General features: G+C 72.8%; 23 protein-coding genes. 13 read left to right on the top strand and 10 right to left on the bottom strand.

Translation table 11 applies throughout. From position 1 onward, the window contains the following. The first annotated feature begins 169 nt into the window (after positions 1-169). Entirely contained in the window at positions 170-1,237 is a 1,068-nt protein-coding gene (locus AAIB33_RS13085) for an FUSC family protein (protein WP_345800398.1), read from the top strand. 81 nt (positions 1,238-1,318) lie between these two features. Here the strand turns inward: AAIB33_RS13085 and AAIB33_RS13080 are convergent, their stop codons facing one another. Further along, positions 1,319-1,912, bottom strand: coding sequence for a CDP-alcohol phosphatidyltransferase family protein (locus AAIB33_RS13080; protein WP_345800397.1), 594 nt, complete (start codon positions 1,910-1,912; stop codon positions 1,319-1,321). 251 nt (positions 1,913-2,163) lie between these two features. Between AAIB33_RS13080 and AAIB33_RS13075 the strand changes: the two genes are divergently transcribed. Genes AAIB33_RS13075 through AAIB33_RS13045 form a run of 7 tightly spaced genes read left to right on the top strand, consistent with a single transcriptional unit; the run spans position 2,164 to position 8,967 of the window. After that, on the top strand, positions 2,164-3,141 hold the full coding sequence (locus AAIB33_RS13075) for a zinc-binding alcohol dehydrogenase (protein WP_345800396.1): 978 nt from the start codon (positions 2,164-2,166) through the stop codon (positions 3,139-3,141). After that, entirely contained in the window at positions 3,141-3,536 is a 396-nt protein-coding gene (locus AAIB33_RS13070) for a 6-carboxytetrahydropterin synthase (RefSeq protein ID WP_345800395.1), read from the top strand. The genes AAIB33_RS13075 and AAIB33_RS13070 overlap by 1 nt, the downstream gene beginning before the upstream one ends. Then, the gene (locus AAIB33_RS13065) at positions 3,533-4,558 is read left to right on the top strand and encodes a glycosyltransferase family 4 protein (protein WP_345800394.1); all 1,026 of its coding nucleotides are present in this window, start codon (positions 3,533-3,535) and stop codon (positions 4,556-4,558) included. Before AAIB33_RS13070 ends, AAIB33_RS13065 begins: the two co-directional genes overlap by 4 nt. Next, positions 4,555-5,367, top strand: a complete 813-nt coding sequence (locus AAIB33_RS13060) for an SAM-dependent methyltransferase (protein ID WP_345800393.1) — start codon at positions 4,555-4,557, stop codon at positions 5,365-5,367. The genes AAIB33_RS13065 and AAIB33_RS13060 overlap by 4 nt, the downstream gene beginning before the upstream one ends. Then, the gene (locus tag AAIB33_RS13055) at positions 5,364-6,455 is read left to right on the top strand and encodes a lysylphosphatidylglycerol synthase transmembrane domain-containing protein (protein ID WP_345800392.1); all 1,092 of its coding nucleotides are present in this window, start codon (positions 5,364-5,366) and stop codon (positions 6,453-6,455) included. The genes AAIB33_RS13060 and AAIB33_RS13055 overlap by 4 nt, the downstream gene beginning before the upstream one ends. Continuing rightward, positions 6,452-7,309 (top strand): dihydrofolate reductase family protein, encoded by an 858-nt coding sequence (locus AAIB33_RS13050; RefSeq protein WP_345800391.1) that lies wholly within the window; start codon positions 6,452-6,454, stop codon positions 7,307-7,309. Before AAIB33_RS13055 ends, AAIB33_RS13050 begins: the two co-directional genes overlap by 4 nt. A gap of 11 nt (positions 7,310-7,320) precedes the next feature. Beyond that, positions 7,321-8,967 (top strand): CDP-alcohol phosphatidyltransferase, encoded by a 1,647-nt coding sequence (locus AAIB33_RS13045; protein ID WP_345800390.1) that lies wholly within the window; start codon positions 7,321-7,323, stop codon positions 8,965-8,967. Between the two features lie 45 nt (positions 8,968-9,012). Here AAIB33_RS13045 and AAIB33_RS13040 read toward each other — a convergent pair whose 3' ends face one another. The 8 genes from AAIB33_RS13040 to AAIB33_RS13005 form a co-directional block, all read right to left on the bottom strand. Then, complete coding sequence (locus tag AAIB33_RS13040; RefSeq protein WP_345800389.1) at positions 9,013-9,930, bottom strand: helix-turn-helix transcriptional regulator; 918 nt, start codon at positions 9,928-9,930, stop codon at positions 9,013-9,015. 100 nt (positions 9,931-10,030) lie between these two features. Beyond that, positions 10,031-10,354, bottom strand: coding sequence for an ATP-dependent DNA ligase (locus AAIB33_RS13035; RefSeq protein ID WP_345800388.1), 324 nt, complete (start codon positions 10,352-10,354; stop codon positions 10,031-10,033). A gap of 127 nt (positions 10,355-10,481) precedes the next feature. Next, entirely contained in the window at positions 10,482-11,048 is a 567-nt protein-coding gene (locus AAIB33_RS13030) for a hypothetical protein (RefSeq protein ID WP_345800387.1), read from the bottom strand. 16 nt (positions 11,049-11,064) lie between these two features. Continuing rightward, entirely contained in the window at positions 11,065-12,213 is a 1,149-nt protein-coding gene (locus tag AAIB33_RS13025; protein WP_345800386.1) for a zinc-dependent alcohol dehydrogenase, read from the bottom strand. A 229-nt stretch (positions 12,214-12,442) separates the two neighbouring features. Then, on the bottom strand, positions 12,443-13,042 hold the full coding sequence (locus AAIB33_RS13020; RefSeq protein WP_345800385.1) for a DoxX family protein: 600 nt from the start codon (positions 13,040-13,042) through the stop codon (positions 12,443-12,445). Positions 13,043-13,151: 109 nt separating this feature from the next. Then, positions 13,152-13,607: an arsenate reductase ArsC gene (locus tag AAIB33_RS13015; protein ID WP_345800384.1), complete on the bottom strand. Its 456-nt coding sequence runs from the start codon at positions 13,605-13,607 to the stop codon at positions 13,152-13,154. Between the two features lie 25 nt (positions 13,608-13,632). Beyond that, positions 13,633-14,154 (bottom strand): N-acetyltransferase family protein, encoded by a 522-nt coding sequence (locus AAIB33_RS13010; RefSeq protein WP_345800383.1) that lies wholly within the window; start codon positions 14,152-14,154, stop codon positions 13,633-13,635. Beyond that, positions 14,142-15,449 (bottom strand): FAD-dependent oxidoreductase, encoded by a 1,308-nt coding sequence (locus AAIB33_RS13005; RefSeq protein WP_345800382.1) that lies wholly within the window; start codon positions 15,447-15,449, stop codon positions 14,142-14,144. Before AAIB33_RS13005 ends, AAIB33_RS13010 begins: the two co-directional genes overlap by 13 nt. An 81-nt stretch (positions 15,450-15,530) precedes the next feature. Between AAIB33_RS13005 and AAIB33_RS13000 the strand changes: the two genes are divergently transcribed. Next, the gene (locus AAIB33_RS13000; RefSeq protein WP_345800381.1) at positions 15,531-15,887 is read left to right on the top strand and encodes a metalloregulator ArsR/SmtB family transcription factor; all 357 of its coding nucleotides are present in this window, start codon (positions 15,531-15,533) and stop codon (positions 15,885-15,887) included. A 16-nt stretch (positions 15,888-15,903) separates the two neighbouring features. Here the strand turns inward: AAIB33_RS13000 and AAIB33_RS12995 are convergent, their stop codons facing one another. Continuing rightward, on the bottom strand, positions 15,904-16,518 hold the full coding sequence (locus tag AAIB33_RS12995; protein ID WP_345800380.1) for a TetR/AcrR family transcriptional regulator: 615 nt from the start codon (positions 16,516-16,518) through the stop codon (positions 15,904-15,906). Positions 16,519-16,645: 127 nt separating this feature from the next. On the opposite strand from AAIB33_RS12995, the gene AAIB33_RS12990 reads away from it, so the two are divergent. Genes AAIB33_RS12990 through paaI form a run of 4 tightly spaced genes read left to right on the top strand, consistent with a single transcriptional unit; the run spans position 16,646 to position 20,794 of the window. Next, a complete protein-coding gene (locus AAIB33_RS12990) occupies positions 16,646-17,395 on the top strand; it encodes an enoyl-CoA hydratase/isomerase family protein (protein WP_345800379.1) in 750 nt (249 codons plus the stop codon). Continuing rightward, positions 17,392-18,291, top strand: a complete 900-nt coding sequence (locus AAIB33_RS12985; protein WP_345800378.1) for a 3-hydroxyacyl-CoA dehydrogenase family protein — start codon at positions 17,392-17,394, stop codon at positions 18,289-18,291. Before AAIB33_RS12990 ends, AAIB33_RS12985 begins: the two co-directional genes overlap by 4 nt. After that, positions 18,288-20,393: a phenylacetic acid degradation bifunctional protein PaaZ gene (gene paaZ, locus AAIB33_RS12980; protein WP_345800377.1), complete on the top strand. Its 2,106-nt coding sequence runs from the start codon at positions 18,288-18,290 to the stop codon at positions 20,391-20,393. Before AAIB33_RS12985 ends, paaZ begins: the two co-directional genes overlap by 4 nt. Then, the gene (gene paaI / locus AAIB33_RS12975; RefSeq protein WP_345800376.1) at positions 20,390-20,794 is read left to right on the top strand and encodes a hydroxyphenylacetyl-CoA thioesterase PaaI; all 405 of its coding nucleotides are present in this window, start codon (positions 20,390-20,392) and stop codon (positions 20,792-20,794) included. Before paaZ ends, paaI begins: the two co-directional genes overlap by 4 nt. Positions 20,795-20,799 lie beyond the last annotated feature (5 nt).

Raw genomic sequence — 20,799 nt, 5'->3', positions numbered from 1 at the left:
TCTCGGCGCACGCGTCGTGGACGCCGGTGCCCGGTCCGGTGGAGGTACCGTCTTGCATCCCACGGAGCGCGGGCAGCAAGTCGAGTCGAGATATGCGGCCCGCTCGGCGGGAGGGGATGCCGCGCACCCGCGCCGCTCCGGAACAATGGAGCGGACGGAAGAGGTGCGGGTGGAGCGGACGGACGACGACACGGGCCCCTCGCGACCGCACTGGGTGGCGGATGCCCGGCACGCCGTCGCCAGCCTCTTCACGCTGAATCCCGCTCCCGGACCGCGCTGGCCCCTCGCGCTGCAGGCGAGCCTCGCGATCGCCCTTCCGATCGCGATCCTGACTCTCGCCGGTCAGCCCTCGCTCGGATACCAGGCCGCCACGGGTGCTTTCACCGCCCTCTACGCGTCGCACCTGCGGGTCGTCGAGCGCGTTCGTGTGCTGCCGCTCGTCGGCGCGGCGCTCTTCGCGGCCGCGGCCGTCGGCGTGCTCGCCGGACCCTCGCAGGTCGCGACGCTCATCGGACTCGTGGTCGTGACGATCGCGGGGTCGGCGGCGGCGTTCGGGTTCTCACTCGGCCCGCCCGGACCGCTCTTCCTCGTCCTCGTCTACGGGCTCTCGGCGCACGTCACGGCGGCGGGCGCCGACGGCGGCGTCTTCGTCGCGGCCCTCGCCGGCGGCATCGTGCTCGCCTGGCTGCTCGCGGCGAGCCCGCTCGTGCTGCGGCGGGTGCGAACCATGCCGCGTCGTCCGTTCCGCGAGACACTCCCGGGTCCGGCCTGGCCGCTCGACGCGCGCCTCCTGCTGCTGCGCGCCGTCATCGTCGCGGTGCTCGGCACGGCCGTCGGCGTCGTGCTCGACCCCGACCGCGCGTACTGGATCGTCGGGGCGGCGATCGCCGTGATCGGCACCGCCCCGGACCGGCGCGCGGCGTTCAGTCGCGGACTCCACCGCATGATCGGGACGCTCGCAGGCGTTGCGCTCTTCCTGCTGCTCGTGCCGATCGGCATCACGGGCCTGTGGCTCGCGCTCGTGCTCGGCATCCTGCAGTTCGTCATCGAGATCGTCGTCGTGCGCAACTACGCGCTCGCGCTCACCTTCATCACGCCGCTCGTGCTGCTGCTCACGGGAGCAGCGACGGGGGATGCCGGTTCCATGGCCGTCGCGACGGAGCGCGTCGTCGACACCCTCGCCGGGGCCGTGCTGGGCGCCGCGTCGGGCGTGCTCCACGCGCGACGGCCGGATTGACGCCGTCCGTCGGCTGAGGCTTCGACGCTTCGACAAGCTCAGCGACCGGATCGGAGTGCGCCTCGGTTCCGGTCCCGAGCCTCAGTTCCGGTCCCCGAGCCTGTCGAGGGGTCGTTCGTCGATCGGGCCGCCGAGCACGGGAACCTCGGCACGCCGGTGCTCCCGCACGAGCCACAGCACGTCGCGCCCGAACGACTCCAGCAGCAGGGCCAGCGCGAGCGCCGTCGCGGCCGCAGAGAACCACAGCGCGAAGAGCCCCGAGGCCGCCGCGACGAGCGCGATGCCGGCGACGGCGGTCACGACCTTGCGCCAGTAGCGGGGCGGCAGGGTCGCGTTCATCCAGGGCAGCATCCATCCCGCCACGACGAAGAGGTACCGCAGCGCCCCGATCGCCACGACCCACCATCCGAGGTCCTGCGCGACGTACACGCTGAGCACCAGCAGCAGGAAGGCGTCGACCTCCATGTCGAACCGCGCGCCGAGGTCGCTCTGGGTTCCCGTGCGCCGCGCGAGCCACCCGTCGACGGCGTCGAGGGCGAGTGCTGGCGCGGCGATCCCCGCGATCAGGAGCGGGGGGACGGATGCCTCGAACGACGTCACGACGAGCGCTGTCACGAGCCCGACCAGCGTCGAGCGGGCCGCCGTCGCGGTGTTCGCGGGACCGAAGCGCACCATCCCGGCTCTGCGCAACCCCCTCGCGATCAGGGCATTCGATAGGAGAAGGTAGGCACACCCTGCGATCCACCCGAGGAGGGAGACGTGGCCGACGGCAGCAATCACCGCAAGGCCGGCGACACCGGTCGCGAGCGACGTGAGGGGCGCGAGCTGAACCTTCACCACCGTGCCCTCCGTGTTCCTCTCGTGGGTACCACTCCTGAAGACACGGGGGCGACGCGGCCGATGGTTCATCTCGAGAGGCTACGCGGATGACCCGGGCGACGGCGTTCTGGGTTGACAGACCGGGAAGCGGCACCCTGCGCGACGAGGCGGTGCCCGACCCCGGACCCGCGGACGTGCTCGTCCGCACACAGTGGACGGGGATCAGCCGGGGGACCGAGACGCTCGTCTTCCGCGGCGCCGTGCCGGCGTCCGAGCGCGAGCGCATGCGGGCGCCCTTCCAGGAGGGCGACTTCCCCGCGCCCGTGAAGTACGGGTACCTGAACGTCGGCGTCGTCGAGCGCGGGGGCGACGGGCTCGAGGGTCGCACGGTGTTCGCGCTCTACCCGCACCAGTCGGCGTACGTCGTGCCCGCGGCATCCATCGCCCTCGTCCCCGACGGGGTGCCCGCTCGCCGAGCCGTCCTCGCCGGCGCGGTCGAGACGGCCGTGAACGTGCTGTGGGATGCCGCGCCCCTCGTCGGCGACCGCATCGCCGTCGTCGGGGCCGGCATGATCGGATGCGCGGTCGCACGCCTGGCGGCCGGCTTCCCGGGAGCGGATGTCGTCGTCGTCGACGTCGACCCCGCCAAAGCCGCCGTCTGCACGGAGCTCGGCGTCGCCTTCGCCGCTCCCGCCGACGCGCCGAAGGACCGGGATCTCGTCATCGACGCGAGCGCGAGCGAGCAGGGCCTGCAGCTCGCGATCGACTCCGCCGCGACCGAGGGGGAGGTCGTCGTCGCGAGCTGGTTCGGCGACCGGCCGGTGCGGCTCGACCTCGGCGGCGCGTTCCACTCGCGGCGTCTTACGATCCGCTCGAGCCAGGTCGGCATGGTCGCCCCGCGTCGCCGCGCCACGCGGGCGTTCGGGGACCGCCTCGCCCTCGCGCTCGACCTGCTGCGCGACGACGCGTTCGACGCGCTGCTGACGGGCTCATCGTCGTGGCGGGAGCTGCCCGACGTCATGGCCGCGGTCGCCTCCGGCGATCAGCCGGCGCTGTGCCACACGATCGACTGGAGGCATGCGTGATGACCTATTCGCTGACGGTGCGCGATCACATGATGATCGCCCACAGCTTCACGGGCGAGGCGTTCGGGCCCGCCCAGAACCTCCACGGCGCCACGTTCGTCGTCGATGCGACCTTCCGGGCCGCCGAGCTGCACGCAGACGGCGTCGTCGTCGACATCGGCCGTGCGTCGGAGGCGCTGCGCGAGATCCTCTCGTCGCTGTCGTACCGCAATCTCGACGATGAACCGGCGTTCCAGGGCGTCAACACGACGACCGAGCGGCTGTGCTCGTTCGTCGCCGAGCGGCTCGTCGACGCCGCCCGGGACGGAGGCCTCGGCGGCGCCGATCTCACCGGCATCGCCGTCACCCTGCACGAGTCGCACATCGCGTGGGCGTCGTACGAGGTGTCGCTGTGAGCACCCGCGTCGTGCACTTCGTCGTCCCCGAGGGGGTCGACGATCCCGCACGGGTGAGCGGTGGCAACGTGTGCGACCTGCGGGTGCGCGACGGCCTCCAGACGCTCGGGTGGGCCGTGCGGCTCACGCCGGCGGATCCGGATGCCGCGTCCGACGTCTTCGCCCGGCTCCCCGCCGGCGGGCTCGTCCTCATCGACGGCCTGGTCGCGGGCCGGTCGCCGGGCGCGGTGGAGGCGCTCGCGCGTCGGGCGCGCGTCGTCGTGCTGGCGCACATGGTGTCGGCGGCCTTCGCCGACGCCGACCTCGACACCGTCGACGGAGAGCATCGCGCGCTGCGCGCCGCGCACGCGGTCGTGACCACGAGTGCGTGGACGCGCGACGAGCTCGTGCGGCGCGGGCTCGTCGCGCCCGACCGCGTCTTCGTCGCCACCCCCGGTGCCGACCGAGCCACCCCCGCCGTCGGAACGCCGCACGGCATGGCGCTCCTCTGCGTGGGCGTCGTCGCGGCGCACAAGGGCCAGGACGTGCTCGTCGAGGCGCTCGCGGGGCTGCGGGGCGAGCCGTCGTGGACGTGCACGATCGCCGGGTCGCTCGACGCCGACCCCGCGTACGCCGACCTCGTGGGCGAACTCGCGCACGCCGCCGGGCTCGCCGAGCGGGTGCGGATGCCGGGCGCCCTCGCCCGCGACGGGCTCGAGGGCGCGTACCGCGACGCCGACCTGCTCGTCGCGCCGTCGCTCGTGGAGAGCTACGGCATGGCGATCGCCGACGCGCTCGGCCGCGGCATCCCGGTCATCGCGAGCGACGTGGGGGGCATCCCGGAGGCCGTCGCGCCCAGCGGTGCGGCCGTGCTCGTGCCGCCCGGCGACCCCGCCGCGCTCCGGGATGCGCTCGCGCGCTGGATCCACGACCCCGCCCTCCGCGACCGGCTCACGGGCGAGGCGCGCCGCTCCCGCGGGGTGCGGACGAGCTGGACCGACACGGCGGCGCGCGTCGCCGAAGCTCTGGAGGCTGTGCGATGACCGATGTGATCCTCGTCTCGGCGGAGTGGCTCACGCTCCGCGAAGCCGCCGACGCCCGGTCGCGCTCGCGCCGGCTCGCCCGCGCGGCGGCCCGGTTCGTGAGTGAGCCCGTCGTGGTGCACGACCTCGGCAGCGGCACGGGGTCGATGATGCGGTGGCTCGCGCCCTACCTGCCCGGACCGCAGACCTGGGTGCTGCACGACTGGAATCCCGACCTCCTCGAGCGCGCGGCGGCCGAGTCGGCGATGGATGCCGCTGGCGAGCCGGTCTCCGTCGAGACGAGCGTCGAGCACGTCGAGCATCTGAGCTCCGACGACATCGGGGGCGCATCGCTCGTGACCGCGTCGGCCCTGCTCGACGTGCTCACGCGCGACGAGGTGCAGGCGATCGTCGAGGCGTGCGTCGCCGCCGGCGCGCCCGCCCTCCTGAGCCTCAGCGTCATCGGGCGCGTGCGGCTCGAACCCGCCGACCCCGGCGACCGGGTGTTCCAGGAGGCCTTCAACGACCACCAGCGCCGTACCGCGGAGGACCGCGCGCTGCTCGGCCCCGACGCCGTGACGTTCGCCGCCGACGCCTTCCGCCGCGCGGGATGGGTCGTGCGCGTCGCCGGGACCGCCTGGCGCCTCGGATCGTCGGACGCGGCGCTCACCGCGGAGTGGCTCGAGGGCTGGGTGTCGGCCGCCGTCGAGCAGCGGCCCGCGCTGCTCGAGTGGGGCCACGAGTACTTCCACACCCGCATGCGCCAGCTCGCGCGCGGCGAGCTGCGCGTCGTGGTGCACCACGCCGACCTCTTCGCGAGACCCCGATGAGCAGGGCCACGGCCCTCCGCGTTGGTCTCTCCTCGCCGCGCTTCCGCGCGATCGCCAAGGCCGCGCTGGGCCTCGGCATCCTGGTCGCGATCGCGGTGCAGGCGGGGGCGGAGCCGTTCCTCCGCGGTCTCGGCGCCGTCTCGGCGCCCGCCGTCGCGGCGGCGCTCGCGCTCGCCGCCCTCGCCACCTCGGCCGCCGCGTGGCGCTGGCGACTCATCGCGCGCGGGCTCGACGTGCCGATCGGGCAGGGCGAAGCGGTCGCCGCCTACTATCGCTCGCAGTTCCTCAACACCGTGCTGCCGGGCGGCGTCGTCGGTGACGTGCACCGCGCCGTCGCCCACGGGCGCAGCGCCGGCCACGTCGCCAACGCGTCGCGAGCCGTCGCGACCGAACGGGTCGCCGGCCAGGTGGTGCAGCTCGTCCTCGCCGCGGGGGTACTGGCGGTGCTCGGCCTCGCGGCCTACGCTCCCGCTGTGGGCGTCGTGCTGCTCGCCGTCGTCGTCGCCTGCGTCGCGCTCTCGGTCGCCGCGGCGGCGAGCCTTCGCGCGCGCTCCGCGCTGCGGCGGGAGCTCGCGCTCCTGCGCGGAGCGCTGTCATCGGGCCGGGTCGTCGCGGGCGTCGTCGCGGCATCCATCGTCGTCGTCGCGTGCCATGTCGCGACGTTCGTCGTGGCCTGCATCGCCGTCGGGCTGGAGGTCTCGCCTCGCACGGCGGCCCTCGGCGTCGTCACTGTGCTCGCCGCCGCGATCCCGCTCAACGCGGGTGGGTGGGGTCCGCGCGAAGGAGCCGCGGGCTGGGCGGCCGCCGCCGTCGGTATCGGATCGGCGACGGGGGTCGCAGCATCCACCGCGTACGGCGTCCTCGCGATGATCGCCGTCGCACCCGGTGCCGTCGTCGTGGCCGCCGCCGCTCTGAGCCGGCGGGCCCCGGCGGGTGCCGGCCGCCGGGCGGCGCCGTGCGCCCGCGCCGTCTCGCCCGCCGCCGCCCTCGATCCCGGCCGACCGCCGGCCGCGGCATCCGCTCCCCTCCGTCACGCCGTGGCGGATCCTCGTCCCCTCGCCCTTCCCGGCAAGGAGTCGTCGCCATGACCAGGCCCTACGTCACCCTCAGCTGCGCGATGTCGCTCGACGGATACCTCGACAGCGCCGCGCCCTGCAGGCTCGCGATGTCGAACGCCGCCGACTTCGACCGCGTCGACCAGCTGCGTGCCGAGAGCGACGCGATCATGGTGGGCGCCTCGACGGTGCGTCGCGACGACCCGCGTCTGCTCGTGCGCAGCGAGGAGCGCCGCCTGCTGCGTCGGGCCGAGGGCAAGCCGCCGTCGCCCGCCAAGGTCACGATCACCGAGACGGGTGAGCTCTCACCCGAATCCTCCTTCTTCACGGCAGGGGATGCGGAGAAGCTCGTGTACTGCCCCGCGCCCAGGGCCGCCCGCATCTCGCGCGTGCTGGGCGGACTCGCGACGATCGTCGGCATCGGTCCCCGCGTCACGATGGGCGCCGTGCTCGACGACCTCGAGCAGCGCGGCATCGGCCGGCTCATGGTCGAGGGCGGGGGACACCTGCACACGCAGTTCCTCCGGGAGGAGCTCGCCGACGAGCTGCAGCTCGTCGTCGCGCCGTTCTTCGTCGGCGAGTCGCGCGCGCCGCGGTTCGTCGAGCCCGGCGCCTTCCCCTGGACGTCGAACCACCGCGCCCGCCTCGCCGACACGCGGCAGATCGGCGACGTCGTGCTGCTGCGCTACGCCTTGTCCGACCGGTGCCCTGACACGGGCCGCGAGAGTGGGGCGGATGCGACGGCCGGCGCTGACGCCGACTCCGGGGCCCGCGCGGGCGCTGGCGTCGCGACGGGCGCCGACGTCGCGACGGCCGCCGAGGCCGCGACGGGCGCGGGCGCCGCGGCGAGCGCGGACGCGTCGGGGCGTCTGCCCGCGCACTCCTAGCGGAGCCGGCGGTGATCGACGACGAGCCTCGGCCTCCAGGTTCGCGGCTCGCGACGGTCGCCGCGCTCGCGACGCTCGCCGTGGCGCCCCTCGTGCCCGGTGCGCTGTCGGCGGGTTCGCCCGCGGCGGTGGCAGGGCTCCCCGTCGAGGCGATCGCCGTCGTGCTGCTCCTCCTCGCGATCCCCGCGCGCCGGGCGCGCATCGCCGTCGCCGCCGTCTTCGGCGCCCTCGTCGTCGCAGCGATCGTGCTCGGGGCACTCGACCTCGCGTTCCGCACGACGGTCGACCGACCCTTCAGCGCCGCGGACGACGCGCCGCAGCTCGTCGCTGCCGTCGGGGTGGTCGCCGACGCGATCACCCCCGCCGGAGCCGTCGCCGTCGTGCTCGCGCTCGCCGCGCTGCTCATCGCGCTCGGGACGGGGATCGCCGCCGCCGCGCTGCGCGTCGGCCGGGCGGCGCGCGACTCCGGCCGCCGCGGACGGGTCGCGGTAGCGACGATCGCGACGGCCTGGATCGTCGCGGCCGTCCTGGGCGTGCACGCGGTTCCCGGCGTTCCGCTCGCCTCGGCGGACGCCGCGGGCGCGATCGCCGCGACGTCATCGCGGGCGGTCGAGAGCGTGCAGGCGCAACGCGCGTTCCAGCGCGCGCTGCGGACCGATGCTGCGGCATCCCTCCCGCCCTCGTCCCTCCTGACGGCGTTGCAGGGGAAGACCGTCGTCTTCGCGTTCCTCGAAAGCTACGGACGCTCGGCCATCGAGGGGTCGTCGTTCTCGCCGGGTGTCGACCGCGCGCTCGCCGACGGGCAGGCCGCGCTCGACCGTGCCGGGTTCACGGCCGAGAGCGCCTACCTCCGCTCGCCGACGTTCGGCGGGGTCAGCTGGCTCGCGCACTCCACCCTCCAGAGCGGCGTGTGGATCGACTCCCAGCAGAAGTACGACCAGCTCACGACGACCGACCGGCTCACCCTCGCGCGAGCGTTCGGCGACGCCGGCTGGCGCACGGTCGACGTCGTCCCCTCCAACAAGGAGCCGTGGGCCGTCGGCACATCCTTCTACCGCTACGACGAGGTGCTCGACTCGCGGAACCTCGGGTACCGCGGGCCGGCCTTCAGCTACGCCCGCGTGCCCGATCAGTTCACGTGGCAGGCGTTCCACGACCGCGAGCTCACGCCCGGGCACGCGCCGCTCATGGCCGAGATCGACTTCGTCTCGTCGCACACCCCATGGACGCCGCTGCCGAGCCTCGTGCCGTGGAGCGACCTCGGCGACGGATCGCTGTTCGCCGCCCAGGCCGCCGCGGGCGAGCCGCCCGTCGTCGCCTGGCAGGATCCCGCGCGCGTGCGGCAGCTCTACGGCCAGTCGGTGCGGTACACGCTGGGCGCCCTGTTCTCGTTCCTCGAGACGTGCGGCACCGACGACCTCGTGCTCGTGGTGCTCGGCGACCACCAGGCGGCGCGCGTCGTGAGCGGCGCCCGCGCGAACCACGACGTGCCCGTCACGGTCATCGCGAAGGATCCCGGCGTCTTCGCGCGCATCGCCGGATGGGGATGGGATGCCGGGGTGCGGCCTTCGTCGGACGCTCCCGTCTGGCCGATGGATGCCTTCCGTGACCGCTTCCTCGCGGCGTTCAGCCCGGAAGCCGGACTCGCGCTCCGGTGACGCCGGCTCAGCCCGCGCGGCGGGTGGGCGCTCGTCCGGCGGGACTCAGCGGCGCAGCGTGTCGGACGGGCGCTCGCCGTACTCTTCGGCGTACAGGCGGGCGAAGCGTCCGGCGTGGACGAACCCCCAGCGCTGCGCGATCTCGCGCACCGACGACTTCGGCCCGAAGCCCTCGCGCAGCTCGGCGTGCACGGCGCGAAGCCGCAGCCGCCGCAGATAGTGCGACGGCGTCGTCTCGAACTGGCGCTGGAACGCCGACTGGAGCGCGCGCGTCGAGACGCCCGCGGCGACGGCGACGTCGGCCATCGTGATGGGCTCGCGCGCGTGTTCCTCCATGAAGGCGATCGCGCGCCGCACCGCTCGAGGTGTGGTGTCGCTGCGCGGCGTGCTCATCGGGAGGATCGGGTATGCCGTGAGGATCGCGATGATCGTCTGGTGCACGATCTGCGCCCGCACGAGCGGCGTGTCGCGGAGCGCGGGGTTGCCCACCAGCGTCGCCTCGACGTAGCGGAGCGCCTCCGCCACGAGGGAGTGATGACGGGCGTCGGTGTTCACGCCGTCGAGCCGGAACGCCCCCGCCTCCACGCCGGTCACGGAGTGCGCGACGTGGCGCAGCAGCGCGGGGTCGATGCCGACGGTGCGGATGTGCGAGCTGCTGAACTCGACGCGCATCTCCCGGTCGGGCGGCACGATGAACGGCACCGAACCCTGGCCCGACTCGTTTCCGACGCGCCAGCGGTGACGCCCCGAGGGCGCGTGGGCGACCATCACATCCGGGAAGGAGTTGGTGCCCGACCGGCAGGCAGCGCCGAAGCGCAGCGCCGCAGCGGCGAAGCCGCCCTCGGACGCGAGCGCCATCTCGAACCGGAAGTCCCGGGTCGGATCGGCGGTGAGAGCCATCGGCGTGCGATAGACGTCGCCCATGGAGCGTCGCGCTTCCTCGATGTCGGTTGTGCGCTCCATGCGCCGCGAATAGGGGCTGTCCATCATCCTCGCCTTGTCGGGCAGACCGGTGAATGCGAGGGGTCCTTGATATTTTACGAGGCCGTGCGCGGGGTCGGGTTCAGATGTCAGGGGTCGCGTTCCCGTTCTCCGGGGGCTCCGGGACGATGTACAGGCCGCTCGGCGAGTTGGCGGTGTGCATGAGCGCGTCGAGCCAGGTGCGGTTGAGCCGGGGAGTGCGACTGCCGTGGAACTTGAAGACGAGCGCCGCGCGCGAGTGCAGCCAGACCGACGTGCGGCCGCCACCGAGGTCGAGGCTCTCCCGCCACGTGAAGTAGAACGACTCGCTGCGGCGGAGCTTCATGCCGATGACCGTCTGCAGATGGGCCAGCAGCCGGTCGTCGAAGTCCACCCGCACCGTGTCCTCGTACTGGAACTTGCCCATGTCACTCCCGCTCCGACCCCTCAGCCACCGGGGTCCACCAGCAGGTTCATCTAACCGGCGCAACGCACCGGCGACGCTGTCCCGTACGCGAATGCGGCATCCCGTGTGCGCAGAGCGCGGGCGGTGGTCAGCGGCGCAGCAGCCGACGTGCCGCGAGCACTCCGACGACCCCCGTGAGCACCCACGGACCGGCGACGAGCAGCGGATCGATCCACATGTGCTTCAGGTCTGCCCGGCCGCGCCCGAACCGTGACGAGAGCGGTCGGTGCCCGCGTTCACCGAGGATGCCGGTCTCCGTGAGGGGGTTGTCCGGTCGCAGCGACGCGACGGAGCGCACGTGCGCGCCGATCGCCTCGACGCGGTCGCCGACGATCAGCAGCATCCAGTGCAGCGTCGTGCCCTCGCTGTACCGCTCGTAGGCGAGGCGGCGGATGAGCCCCGACACGCCGTGCAGCGGCTGAGCGGTGCCGAAAACGGGCGTGAGAGACGTGTGCTCGATGGACCGCTCGCGGCGGCCGGGATCGGGCTGGCGCTCGGGGAAGTCCCAATGCGCGCCGGTCTCGTCGGGGGCGAAGCGCTCCTTCGGGTACGAGGGGCGATCGGCGGGGTCGAGATCGGCGCCCCACCCCGGGATGCGGGCGCGCAGCTGCTCGGTCGTCTCGGGAAGCGGGGGCTTGTCGGCCGTGTAGGGCATGGCTCTTCCTCTCGGTTCAGGCCGCCGGCGGTCGCACGACGACCTTGATGCAGTCGTCGAGCTTCGCGGAGAACACGTGATAGCCCTCGGCGATCTCGTCGAGGGGGATGCGGTGCGTGATGAGGTCGCGCGGGCTCAGGTATCCCGCCTGGATGTGCTCGAAGAGGCGGGGCCACTGGCGCTTCACGGGAGCCTGGTTGGTGCGGATCGTCAGCCCCTTGTTCATGGCATCGCCGAACTTCACGGCGCTGAAGAGCGGACCGTACGCCCCCATGACCGAGATGTTGCCGCCTTTGCGCACCGAGTCGATCGCCCAGTTGAGAGCGACGGGCGAGCCGCCCTGCAGCTTGAGCTTGGCCGCGGTGATGTGCTGGAACACCGCGCCGTCGGCTTCCGCGCCCACGGCGTCGATCGCGACGTCGGCGCCGAGCCCGCCCGTGATCCGCTTGAGCAGCAGCACGACGTCGGGGTTCTCGGTGAAGCTGTGGGTTTCGGCGAAGGCGAACTCCTTCGCCTTCTCGAGGCGGTAGTCGAGATGGTCGATCACGATGACCCTCCCCGCGCCCATGAGCCATGCCGATCGAGCCGCCGCCAGTCCCACCGGACCCGCGCCGAAGACCACGACGGTGTCTCCCTCCGCGATGTCGCCGAGCTGCGCCCCGAAGTAGCCGGTCGAGAAGGCGTCGGTGAGCAAGAGGGCGTCCTCGTCGTCCATCCACGGCGGGATGACGGTGGGGCCCACGTCGGCGAACGGCACGCGCACGAACTCGGCCTGGCCGCCGTCGTAGCCGCCGGTCGAGTGCGAGTAGCCGTAGATGCCGCCGATCGCCGTGGCGTTCGGATTGACGTTGTGGCAGTTGCTGTACAGGCCCCGGGCGCAGAAGAAGCACGAGCCGCAGTAGATGTTGAAGGGCACCATCACCCGGTCGCCGCGCGTGAGCGATCGGACGGACGAGCCCACCTCGACCACGCGGCCGATGAACTCGTGCCCGAACGTGTGGCCGATCCGCAGGTCGGGCATCATGCCGTGGTACAGGTGCAGGTCGGAGCCGCAGATCGCGGCGAGCTCGACCCGCACGATCGCGTCGTTGGGGTGGAGGATGCGGGGCTCCGGCTTCTCCTCCACACGCACCTTGTAGGGACCTCGGTACACCATCGCCTTCATGCGGCACCTCCTCCGGTGATGCCAGCCTGCGCGCCACTCGGGAACCGGCCGGAGGGGGTTGCGTGGGGAGTGGTGCGCGCGATATGGCGGCCTCGCCCTCATCTCCGGCCGAGGGAGGATGCCTCGTCAGCCGAGCGCGCCGCTGCGTCGTGGATCCGCTACGCGAGTCGTCTGATCCCGGCATGCCGAAGGGCGCGGAACCCGAGGTTCCGCGCCCTTCGCGCCCGCGTCAGGCGAGCCAGTGGCTGCGCTGCACGAGCGGCGTCGCCCGCCACGCTGCGCCGAGTCCCCACGTGTCGCCCGCTGCGAGCGCGGCGACGACGATGAGGGCGAGGGCGTAGACGACGTGGTAGTCGACGAGGGGGTTGGTGGATCCTGCGCCGGCCGCGAACGGCCACTCCGCGAGGTACATGAGGAGCATCATCGCGCTGCCCGAGACGGCGGCGATGCGCAGGCCCACGCCGAGCATGACGGCGACGCCGATGCCCAGCATCCCGGCCATGAAGAGCCAGTCGACGAGCGGGCCGGCGATGCCCTGGAAGAAGGGCTGGAGCGGGCCGGTGACGCCTTCGCTCAGGAGGAAGCCCTGGGCGGGGGCTCCGCCGTTGATCCAGGCGCGCTCGAGCGGCGTGGAGAAGCCCAGGCCGAAGGTCTTGTCGAGGAAGGCCCAGAGGAAGATGAAGCCGGTCGCGAGGCGGAGCAGCGCGAGGGAGCGCCGTCCGGTGACCGAGGTGACGATGGTCTCCTGGCGGGGGAGTGCTGTGGCGGGTGACGTGCGAAGCGCGGTCGCCGGAGCGGGAGCGGCGCTGTGCACCGCATGAGTGGTCATGATGTCCTCCTTGTGCGGGCGGGATGTCCGCCGGTTCGATGTGGTCTGACCACACTCAAGATACGCTCAGGGAGCGATCGCTGCGGAGGGATTCCCGCTAGCTGGGAATTCACATGGTCATGCGGGGCGGGGGAACGTCGGCCGTCGCCTCGTGGCTGACCCCGACGGGAAAGAGCTCGTCGACGAGTGTCCGGACCCGCGCGCGGATCTCGTCGCGGATCGGGCGCACGTCCTCGAGCGGCTGTCCGGCAGGGTCGTCCAGCTCCCAGTCTTCGTAGCGCTTGCCAGGGAAGATCGGACACGCGTCGCCGCAGCCCATCGTGATGACGACATCCGACGCGCGCACGTCCTCGGTGGTCAGGATCTGCGGGGTGTTCCCGGTGATGTCGATGCCGATCTCCGCCATCGCGGCGACCGCGATGGGATTGATGGCGTCCTTCGGCTCGGACCCCGCTGACAGCACCGTCACCCGATGACCGGCGAGGGCGCGCAGGAAGCCCGCGGCCATCTGCGAGCGGCCCGCGTTGTGCACGCAGACGAACAGGACTGTCGGCTTGTCGGTCATGTGCTCCACTCTCGCATCCTCGTCATCAGTCGATTCCGTTCGCGGCGCTCCGCCGTTCCAGCAGCACGGTGTCGTTCCACTGCCCCGCGTGGGGGCCGTTCGCCGATCGCGCGATGCGCTCGCGCCGACCGACGATGCGGAAGCCCAGGCTCTCGTGCAGGCGGATGCTGGCCGCGTTCTCGGGGAAGATCGCGGACTGGATGGTCCAGTACCCCGCGGCGTCCGCCGCCTCGACGAAGGACGTGAGCAGCAGGCGGCCGACGCCACGCCCCTGCGCGGCGCGATCGACGTAGATCGAGTGCTCGATGACGCCGCGGTAGACCTCTCGACGAGAGACGAGGGATGCCGCCGCCCAGCCGAGCACGCCGGCGTCGGCATCGACCGCGACGAGGCGCGGCGCCGCAACCTTGCCGGCGTCGAACTCGTCCCACGTGGGAGGCGAGGTCTCGAAGGTGGCTTCACCGTCCTCGATGCCCTGCCGGTAGATCTCCGCGACGGCCGGCCAATCCGCCGCCGTCAGCTCGCGCACCGGGATCACACGCAGCATCCTCCCGCATCCGTCGAGCACACGCCCGTCGCGGGCAGGACGAGCTCGATGGATGCCGCGGACTCGGCATCGCCGGCGAGCCAGGCCACGACGGAGCGCACCTGTTCGTACCCCGTGGCGAGGAGGAAGGTGGGCGCGCGGCCGTAGGACTTCATCCCGACGATGAAGAACCCGGACTCCGGATGCATCAGCTCGCGGTAGCCGTGCGGCTCGACAGTCCCGCACGAGTGCACATTCGGGTCGATGAGCGGCGCGAGGCGCCGCGGGGCCTCGACGACGTCGTCCAGTTCGAGGCGGAGCTCGCGCAGCATCGACAGATCGGGACGGAAGCCGGTGGCGTTCACGACGACATCGGTCGAGTGGATCGCCGGTTCGCCGTCACGCCGGCCGATGAGCTCGATCCCCGCCGCGGCGCGCCGGGCGCGCGCGATCTCGAAGCGGTCGACGAGCGTCACGTCGCCGCGTGCGACCGCCGCGTCGACCCGTGAGCCGAGGCGCGCGCGATCGGCGAGCTCATCGTCCGCCGACGAGGACACGCGCACGGCGCCCCGGTTGCGGATGAGCCACGCCACAGCTGTGCCGGGCGCCTCCCGGGCGAGATCCACGAGCGCGAGAAGAGTGTTGGCGGCGGAATGCCCCGCGCCGACGACCGTGACACGCCGACCCGCCAGGGTCTCCCGTTCCCGCCCGCGCACATCGGGAAGAGCGGGCAGGACCTCGGCTGCGATCTCCTCGAGGCCGAGCAGCTCGAGGCCGTTCGAGGAGAGGGAGTTGGGGGCGAGATAGGTGCCCGAGGCGTCGATGACCGCGCGGGCGGTCATCTCTTCGACGTCGCCGTCCGCGCGGCGGAGGCGAAGGGCGAAGGGGGTCTGAGAGCGGCCGCGTGTGCGCGTGCGGTCCATCCCCTCGCGCGCGACGCCGGTGACGGTCGTTCCCGTGCGGATGTGCGGCGCGATGCTCGGCAGTGCGGCGAGCGGTTCGAGGTAGTCGCGGACCAGCTCGGCGCCGGTGGGGGCCCGCTCGGGGGCGGGGAGGCGCCACCCGGTCTCGGCGAGAAGGCGTGCAGCGGCGGGGTCGACCAGGTGCTTCCACGGCGAGAAGAGGCGGGTGTGGCCCCATGCCCGCACGCTGGCCGCGGCATCCCGTCCCGATTCGAAGATCACGAAGGGCAGGTCGCGCTCGACGAGATGCGCGGCTGCCGAGAGGCCCACAGGCCCGGCGCCGATGATCGCGACGGGGAGCGTCGTCATGCGGGGGCTCGCGGGAGCGGGCCGGGTCAGGTCGAGGAGCGTCACGTCAGCCTCCGGATATCGATGAACATCGATGCGATTCTGCTCACCGTATCGATCTTTGTCAATATCGATTAGCATCAATGCATGGCGACGCTCCTTCCTCTCACCGACGTCTCGCGTTCCTCGGCGGACGTGTGCTGCTCGCCCCTCGTCCGCGAGCCACTCGGTGCCGAGGAGGCGGAGCTGCTCGCCGCCACCATGAAGGCGCTCGCCGACCCGGCGCGCCTGCGCCTGCTGTCGATCGTCGCCGCATCCGAGGGAGCCGAGGCGTGCGTGTGCGACCTGATCGAGCCCGTGGGGCTCGCGCAGCCGACCGTCTCGCACCACCTCAAGGTGCTGACGGCGGCCGGCTTCCTCACTCGCAGCAAGCGCGGGACCTGGGCGTACTACGCGCTCGTCCCCGACGCGCTCGACCGCATCGCCCAGGTCCTCACGCCCTGAGCGGCGAGAATCGCGCTCAGCGCGTGCGCATGCCGTCGAGTGCGATCGTCACGACGTCGTGTGCGAGCTGGTCGCGATCGATCGGGCCGCCCGGCCGGTACCACTCGACGAGCGAGTTGACCATGCCGAAGATGAGGCGGGTCGTGACGGCGCCGTCGATGTCGGCGCGCACGAGCCCGGCATCCTGCGCCTCCTGGACGAGGGTGGTGACGCGCTGGTCGAACGCACGGCGGCGCTCGAGGGCCGCGCGCTCGGTGTCGCTGTTGCCGCGCACGCGGAGGAGGAGCGTCACCGACGGCAGCCGGTCGCTGAGCACGCGCACGGCGCCGCGCAGCACCGCCTCGAGGCGCTCGGCGGGTGAGCCGTCGGGCTGATCCAGCACCTCTTCGAGGGCGCCAAGAGCGTCGTCGAGCGCCTCCGCGAGCAGCTGCTCCTTCGAGTCGAAGTGGTGGTACAGCGCCGACTTCGTCAGGCCCAGCCGGGCGGCGAGATCCGCGACGGAGGTCGCGTCATACCCCTGCTCGTTGAAGAGCGCGACCGCGACCTCGAGGATCTGGGAACGGTCGTAACCGGGACGCCCGCGCCGCGCGGGCGTCGCCGACGCGGCGTCGGTCGCGGGTGTCACGGTCATGGCCCCAGTCTCCCATCCGCGGGCGGGGCGCCTCGCCGGGCGCACGTCTCTTGGCGATCTCCGGCCAGTCTGACATGATTACTGAACGATCGGTCAAGTATTCCAGCAACGACGCGGAGCGCATCTCATGACGGACGGCATCCGGCCCTCCCTGCGGGTCGAACGACGCGACGATCGGGTCGTCGCGATGCTCGATCGCCCCGAGGCCCGCAACGCCATCGACCTCGCGATCGTCGACGCGCTGCACGCGCTGTGCGTCGAGCTCGAGCAGGACCCGCGCATCCTCATCCTCACGGGTGCGGAGGGGGTCTTCGCGTCCGGCGCCGACATCGCACAGCTGCGCGACCGACGCGCGGCCGATGCGCGGCAGGGCATCAACACGCACGCCTTCGAGCGCATCGCCGCGCTGCCCATGCCCGTCATCGCCGCCGTCGACGGCTGGGCGCTCGGCGGCGGAGCGGAGCTCGCGTACGCCGCCGACCTCCGCATCGGCACCCCGCGCACGCGCATCGGCAACCCCGAGACGGGGCTCGGGATCATCGCGGCCGCCGGTGCCACGTGGCGCCTGCCCCGCATCGTCGGCGACGCGCGCGCCGCCGAGCTGCTGCTCACGGGCCGCATCCTCGACGCCGACGAGGCGCTGGCGTGGGGCATCCTGTCGTCCCTTCACGAGCCCGATGACCTGATGGATGCCGCGCACGGCCTCGCCGACCGCATCGCGGCCCACGACCCGCTCGCGACCCGCCACACCAAGACCGCGCTTCGCGCGCCGGCGCACGCGCACCCCGCGATCGAGCTCGAGCTGCAGGCCGAGCTCTTCGAGCGTCCCGAGAAGATCGAGCGCATGACGCGCTTCCTGGAGAGGAGACGCGGATGACGGATGCCTCGACCGCGGTCGGCGGCCGGCTCGCCGACGCCGGCGGCCTGCCGACGCGCATCGGCGTGCTCGGCGGTGGGCGAATGGGTGCGGGCATCGCGCACGCCTTCGTCCTCGCCGGCGCTCAGGTCGTCGTCGTGGAGGTGGACGAGGCCGCCGCCGACCGCGCGGCAGAGCGCATCGCGGAGGCGCTGCGGCACTCGGTCGATCGCGGTGCGACGCAGCGCGGGCTGGACGAGCTCGAGGCGACGGTGTCCACGACGACGGAGGCGGACGCGTTCGCCGGGTGCGGCCTCGTCGTCGAGGCCGTCCCCGAGGACCCGGCCCTCAAGCTCGACGCGATCGCGCGGGTCGAAGCCGCCGTCGACGACGACGCCGTCATCGCCTCCAACACCAGCGCCCTGTCGATCGATGCGCTCGCGGGCGCGCTGCGCCGCCCCGAGCGGTTCCTCGGGCTGCACTTCTTCAACCCCGTGCCGGCTTCGCGGCTCGTCGAGATCGTGGCGGGCGGCGCGACGGCGCCCGCCGTGCTCGAGGCGGCCCGCGGGTGGGTCGCGGCGATCGGCAAGACGCCGATCTCGGTGCGCGATGCGCCCGGCTTCGCATCGAGCCGGCTGGGCCTCGCGCTCGGGCTCGAGGCGATCCGGATGGTCGAGGAGGGCGTCGCGAGCGCCGCCGACATCGACGCGGCGATGGAGCTCGGGTACCGGCATCCCGTCGGCCCCCTGCGCACGACCGACCTCGTCGGCCTCGACGTGCGCCTCGCGATCGCCGAGGAGCTGCACGAGCGGCTGGGCGAGCGCTTCGCGCCGCCGGCACTGCTGCGCCGGATGGTGGCCGACGGGCGCCTCGGGCGCAAGACGGGACGCGGATTCTACGAATGGAGCGACGAATGACCGGGATGCTGCCGAGCTACCTCCAGGGCGAGTGGTGGGTGCCTGCGGGCGAGCCGTCCGACGCCTCGGGGACGGAGGTGCGCGACCCCTCGACGGGTGAGCCGATCGTGCGGGTGAGTGCGGAAGGCGCCGACCTCGCCGGCGCCCTCGAGTACGCGCGCACCGTGGGGCAGGCATCCCTCGGCGCACTGACCTTCCACCAGCGTGCCCTGCTGCTCAAGGAGTTCGCGCTCGCGCTCACCGACCGCAAGCAGGAGCTGTACGACCTCTCCGCGCGGGCGGGTGCGACGCAGCGCGACTCGCTGAGCGACATCGACGGCGGCATCGGAGTCCTGTTCACGTACTCCTCGAAGGGGCGACGCGAGCTGCCGAACGGGCAGGTGTACCTCGACGGACCCGTCGAGCCGCTCGCGAAGGACGGATCCTTCCTCGGCCGTCACGTCTACACGCGGCTGCCCGGTGTCGCGGTGCAGATCAACGCATTCAACTTCCCGGTGTGGGGCGCGCTCGAGAAGTTCGCGCCGGCATTCCTCGCCGGTGTCCCGAGCCTCGTCAAGCCCGCGACGCCGACCGCCTACCTCGCCGAGGCCTGGGTGCGGATCCTCGTCGAGACGGGTCGTGTGCCTGCGGGGTCGCTGCAGCTCGTGAGCGGCAGCGTGCCGGGCCTCTTCGACCACCTCGGGCTCGGCGACACCGTGTCGTTCACGGGGAGCGCCTCCACGGCGGCCCTCCTGCGGGATCAGGCCGCGCCGGGCGTCCGCTTCACGAGCGAGACCGACTCGATCAACGCCTCCGTGCTCGGCCCCGATGCCGTGCCCGGCACGCCGGAGTTCGATGCGTACGTGCGGCAGCTCATGGTCGAGCTCACGACCAAGGCCGGCCAGAAGTGCACCGCCATCCGCCGTGCGATCGTGCCGGAGGCATCCGTCGACGCGCTCGTCGAGGCCGTGCGCGCCGCCATCGCGCAGCGCGTCGTCCTGGGCGACCCGCGGGCCGAGGGCGTGACGATGGGCCCGCTCGTCTCCACGGAGCAGCGCGACGAGGTGCTCGCCGCCGTCGGAGCGCTCGAGGCCGCCGGGGGACGGCTGCTCCTCGGCACGACCGACGCCCCTGAGATCGTGCGCGCCGACGGCTCGACGGGTCGTGCGCCGGAGGGCGCGTTCGTCGAGCCCCTCCTCGTCGGATTCACGGATGCCGCGGCCGAGGCGGTGCACGAGATCGAGGCGTTCGGACCTGTCGCGAGCGTCCTGGCGTATCGCACGTTAGACGAGGCCGCCGCGCTCGTCGACCTCGGCGGCGGGTCGCTCGTCACGAGCGTCGCGACCAACGACCCCGGTGTCGCGACGGAGCTCATGAGCCGCATCGCGGCGTTCAACGGCCGCGTGCTCTTCCTGAGCCGCGACAACGCCCGCACGTCGACGGGGCACGGCTCGCCCGTGCCGCACCTCGTGCACGGCGGCCCGGGGCGGGCGGGCGGCGGGGAGGAGCTCGGCGGCATCCGCGCCGTCCTGCACTACATGCAGCGCACGGCCGTGCAGGGCTCGCCCGAGATGCTCACGGCGCTGACCGGCTTGTGGCACCAGGGCGCCGCGGTGCAGCAGGGCAGGCATCCCTTCCGTAAGTCGCTCGCCGAGCTGGAGCTGGGCGACCAGGTGGTCTCGGCCTCCCGCGAGGTCACGCTCGACGACATCGAGACGTTCGCGCACTTCACCGGCGACACGTTCTACGCGCACATGGACGAGGCGGCCGCCGAGGCGAACCCCTTCTTCCCGGGTCGCGTCGCCCACGGGTACCTGCTGGTGTCGTGGGCCGCGGGACTCTTCGTCGACCCGGACCCGGGTCCCGTGCTCGCGAACTACGGGCTCGAGAACCTCCGCTTCCTCACGCCGGTGTCACCGGGCGACACGATCCGCGTGATCCTCACGGCGAAGCAGATCACGCCCCGCGAGACCGACGAGTACGGCGAGGTGCGATGGGATGCCGTCATCCTGAACCAGCACGACGAGCTCGTCGCGACCTACGACGTCCTCACCCTCGTCGCGAAGCAGCTCCCCGTCGCCGAGCCTTCCGTCGCCGGGCCCGTCGGGGCGGCGTCCGCATGACCGAGGAGCTGCGACCCATGCTGCAGCGCGACCGGGCCTCCGCGGCGCTCGGCATGCGGGTCCTCGCCGACGAACCCGGCCACGCCGTCGTGTCGATGACCGTGCGCGACGACATGACGAACGGCTTCGCCATCACGCACGGCGGCTTCGTCTTCGCCGTCGCCGACACGGCGTTCGCGATGGCCTGCAACGAGGACGAGTCGGTGACGGTGGCCGCCGGAGCCGACATCGCGTTCCTCAAGGCCACCGCCGCGGGAGCCGTGCTCACCGCGGACGCGCGGCGACGCACGCGGTCGGGCCGCACGGGCATCTACGACGTCACCGTGACCGACGAGACGGGAGAGGTCGTCGCGGAGTTCCGCGGGAGATCCCTCACGACCAGCCGGCCGCCCCTCACCTGAACACC

This window comes from Microbacterium sp. AZCO (assembly GCF_039614715.1).
In the GTDB taxonomy this organism is placed as follows: domain Bacteria; phylum Actinomycetota; class Actinomycetes; order Actinomycetales; family Microbacteriaceae; genus Microbacterium.
The sequence above is the reverse complement of the archived record's forward strand: the minus strand, read 5'-3'. Positions and strand labels throughout refer to the sequence as shown.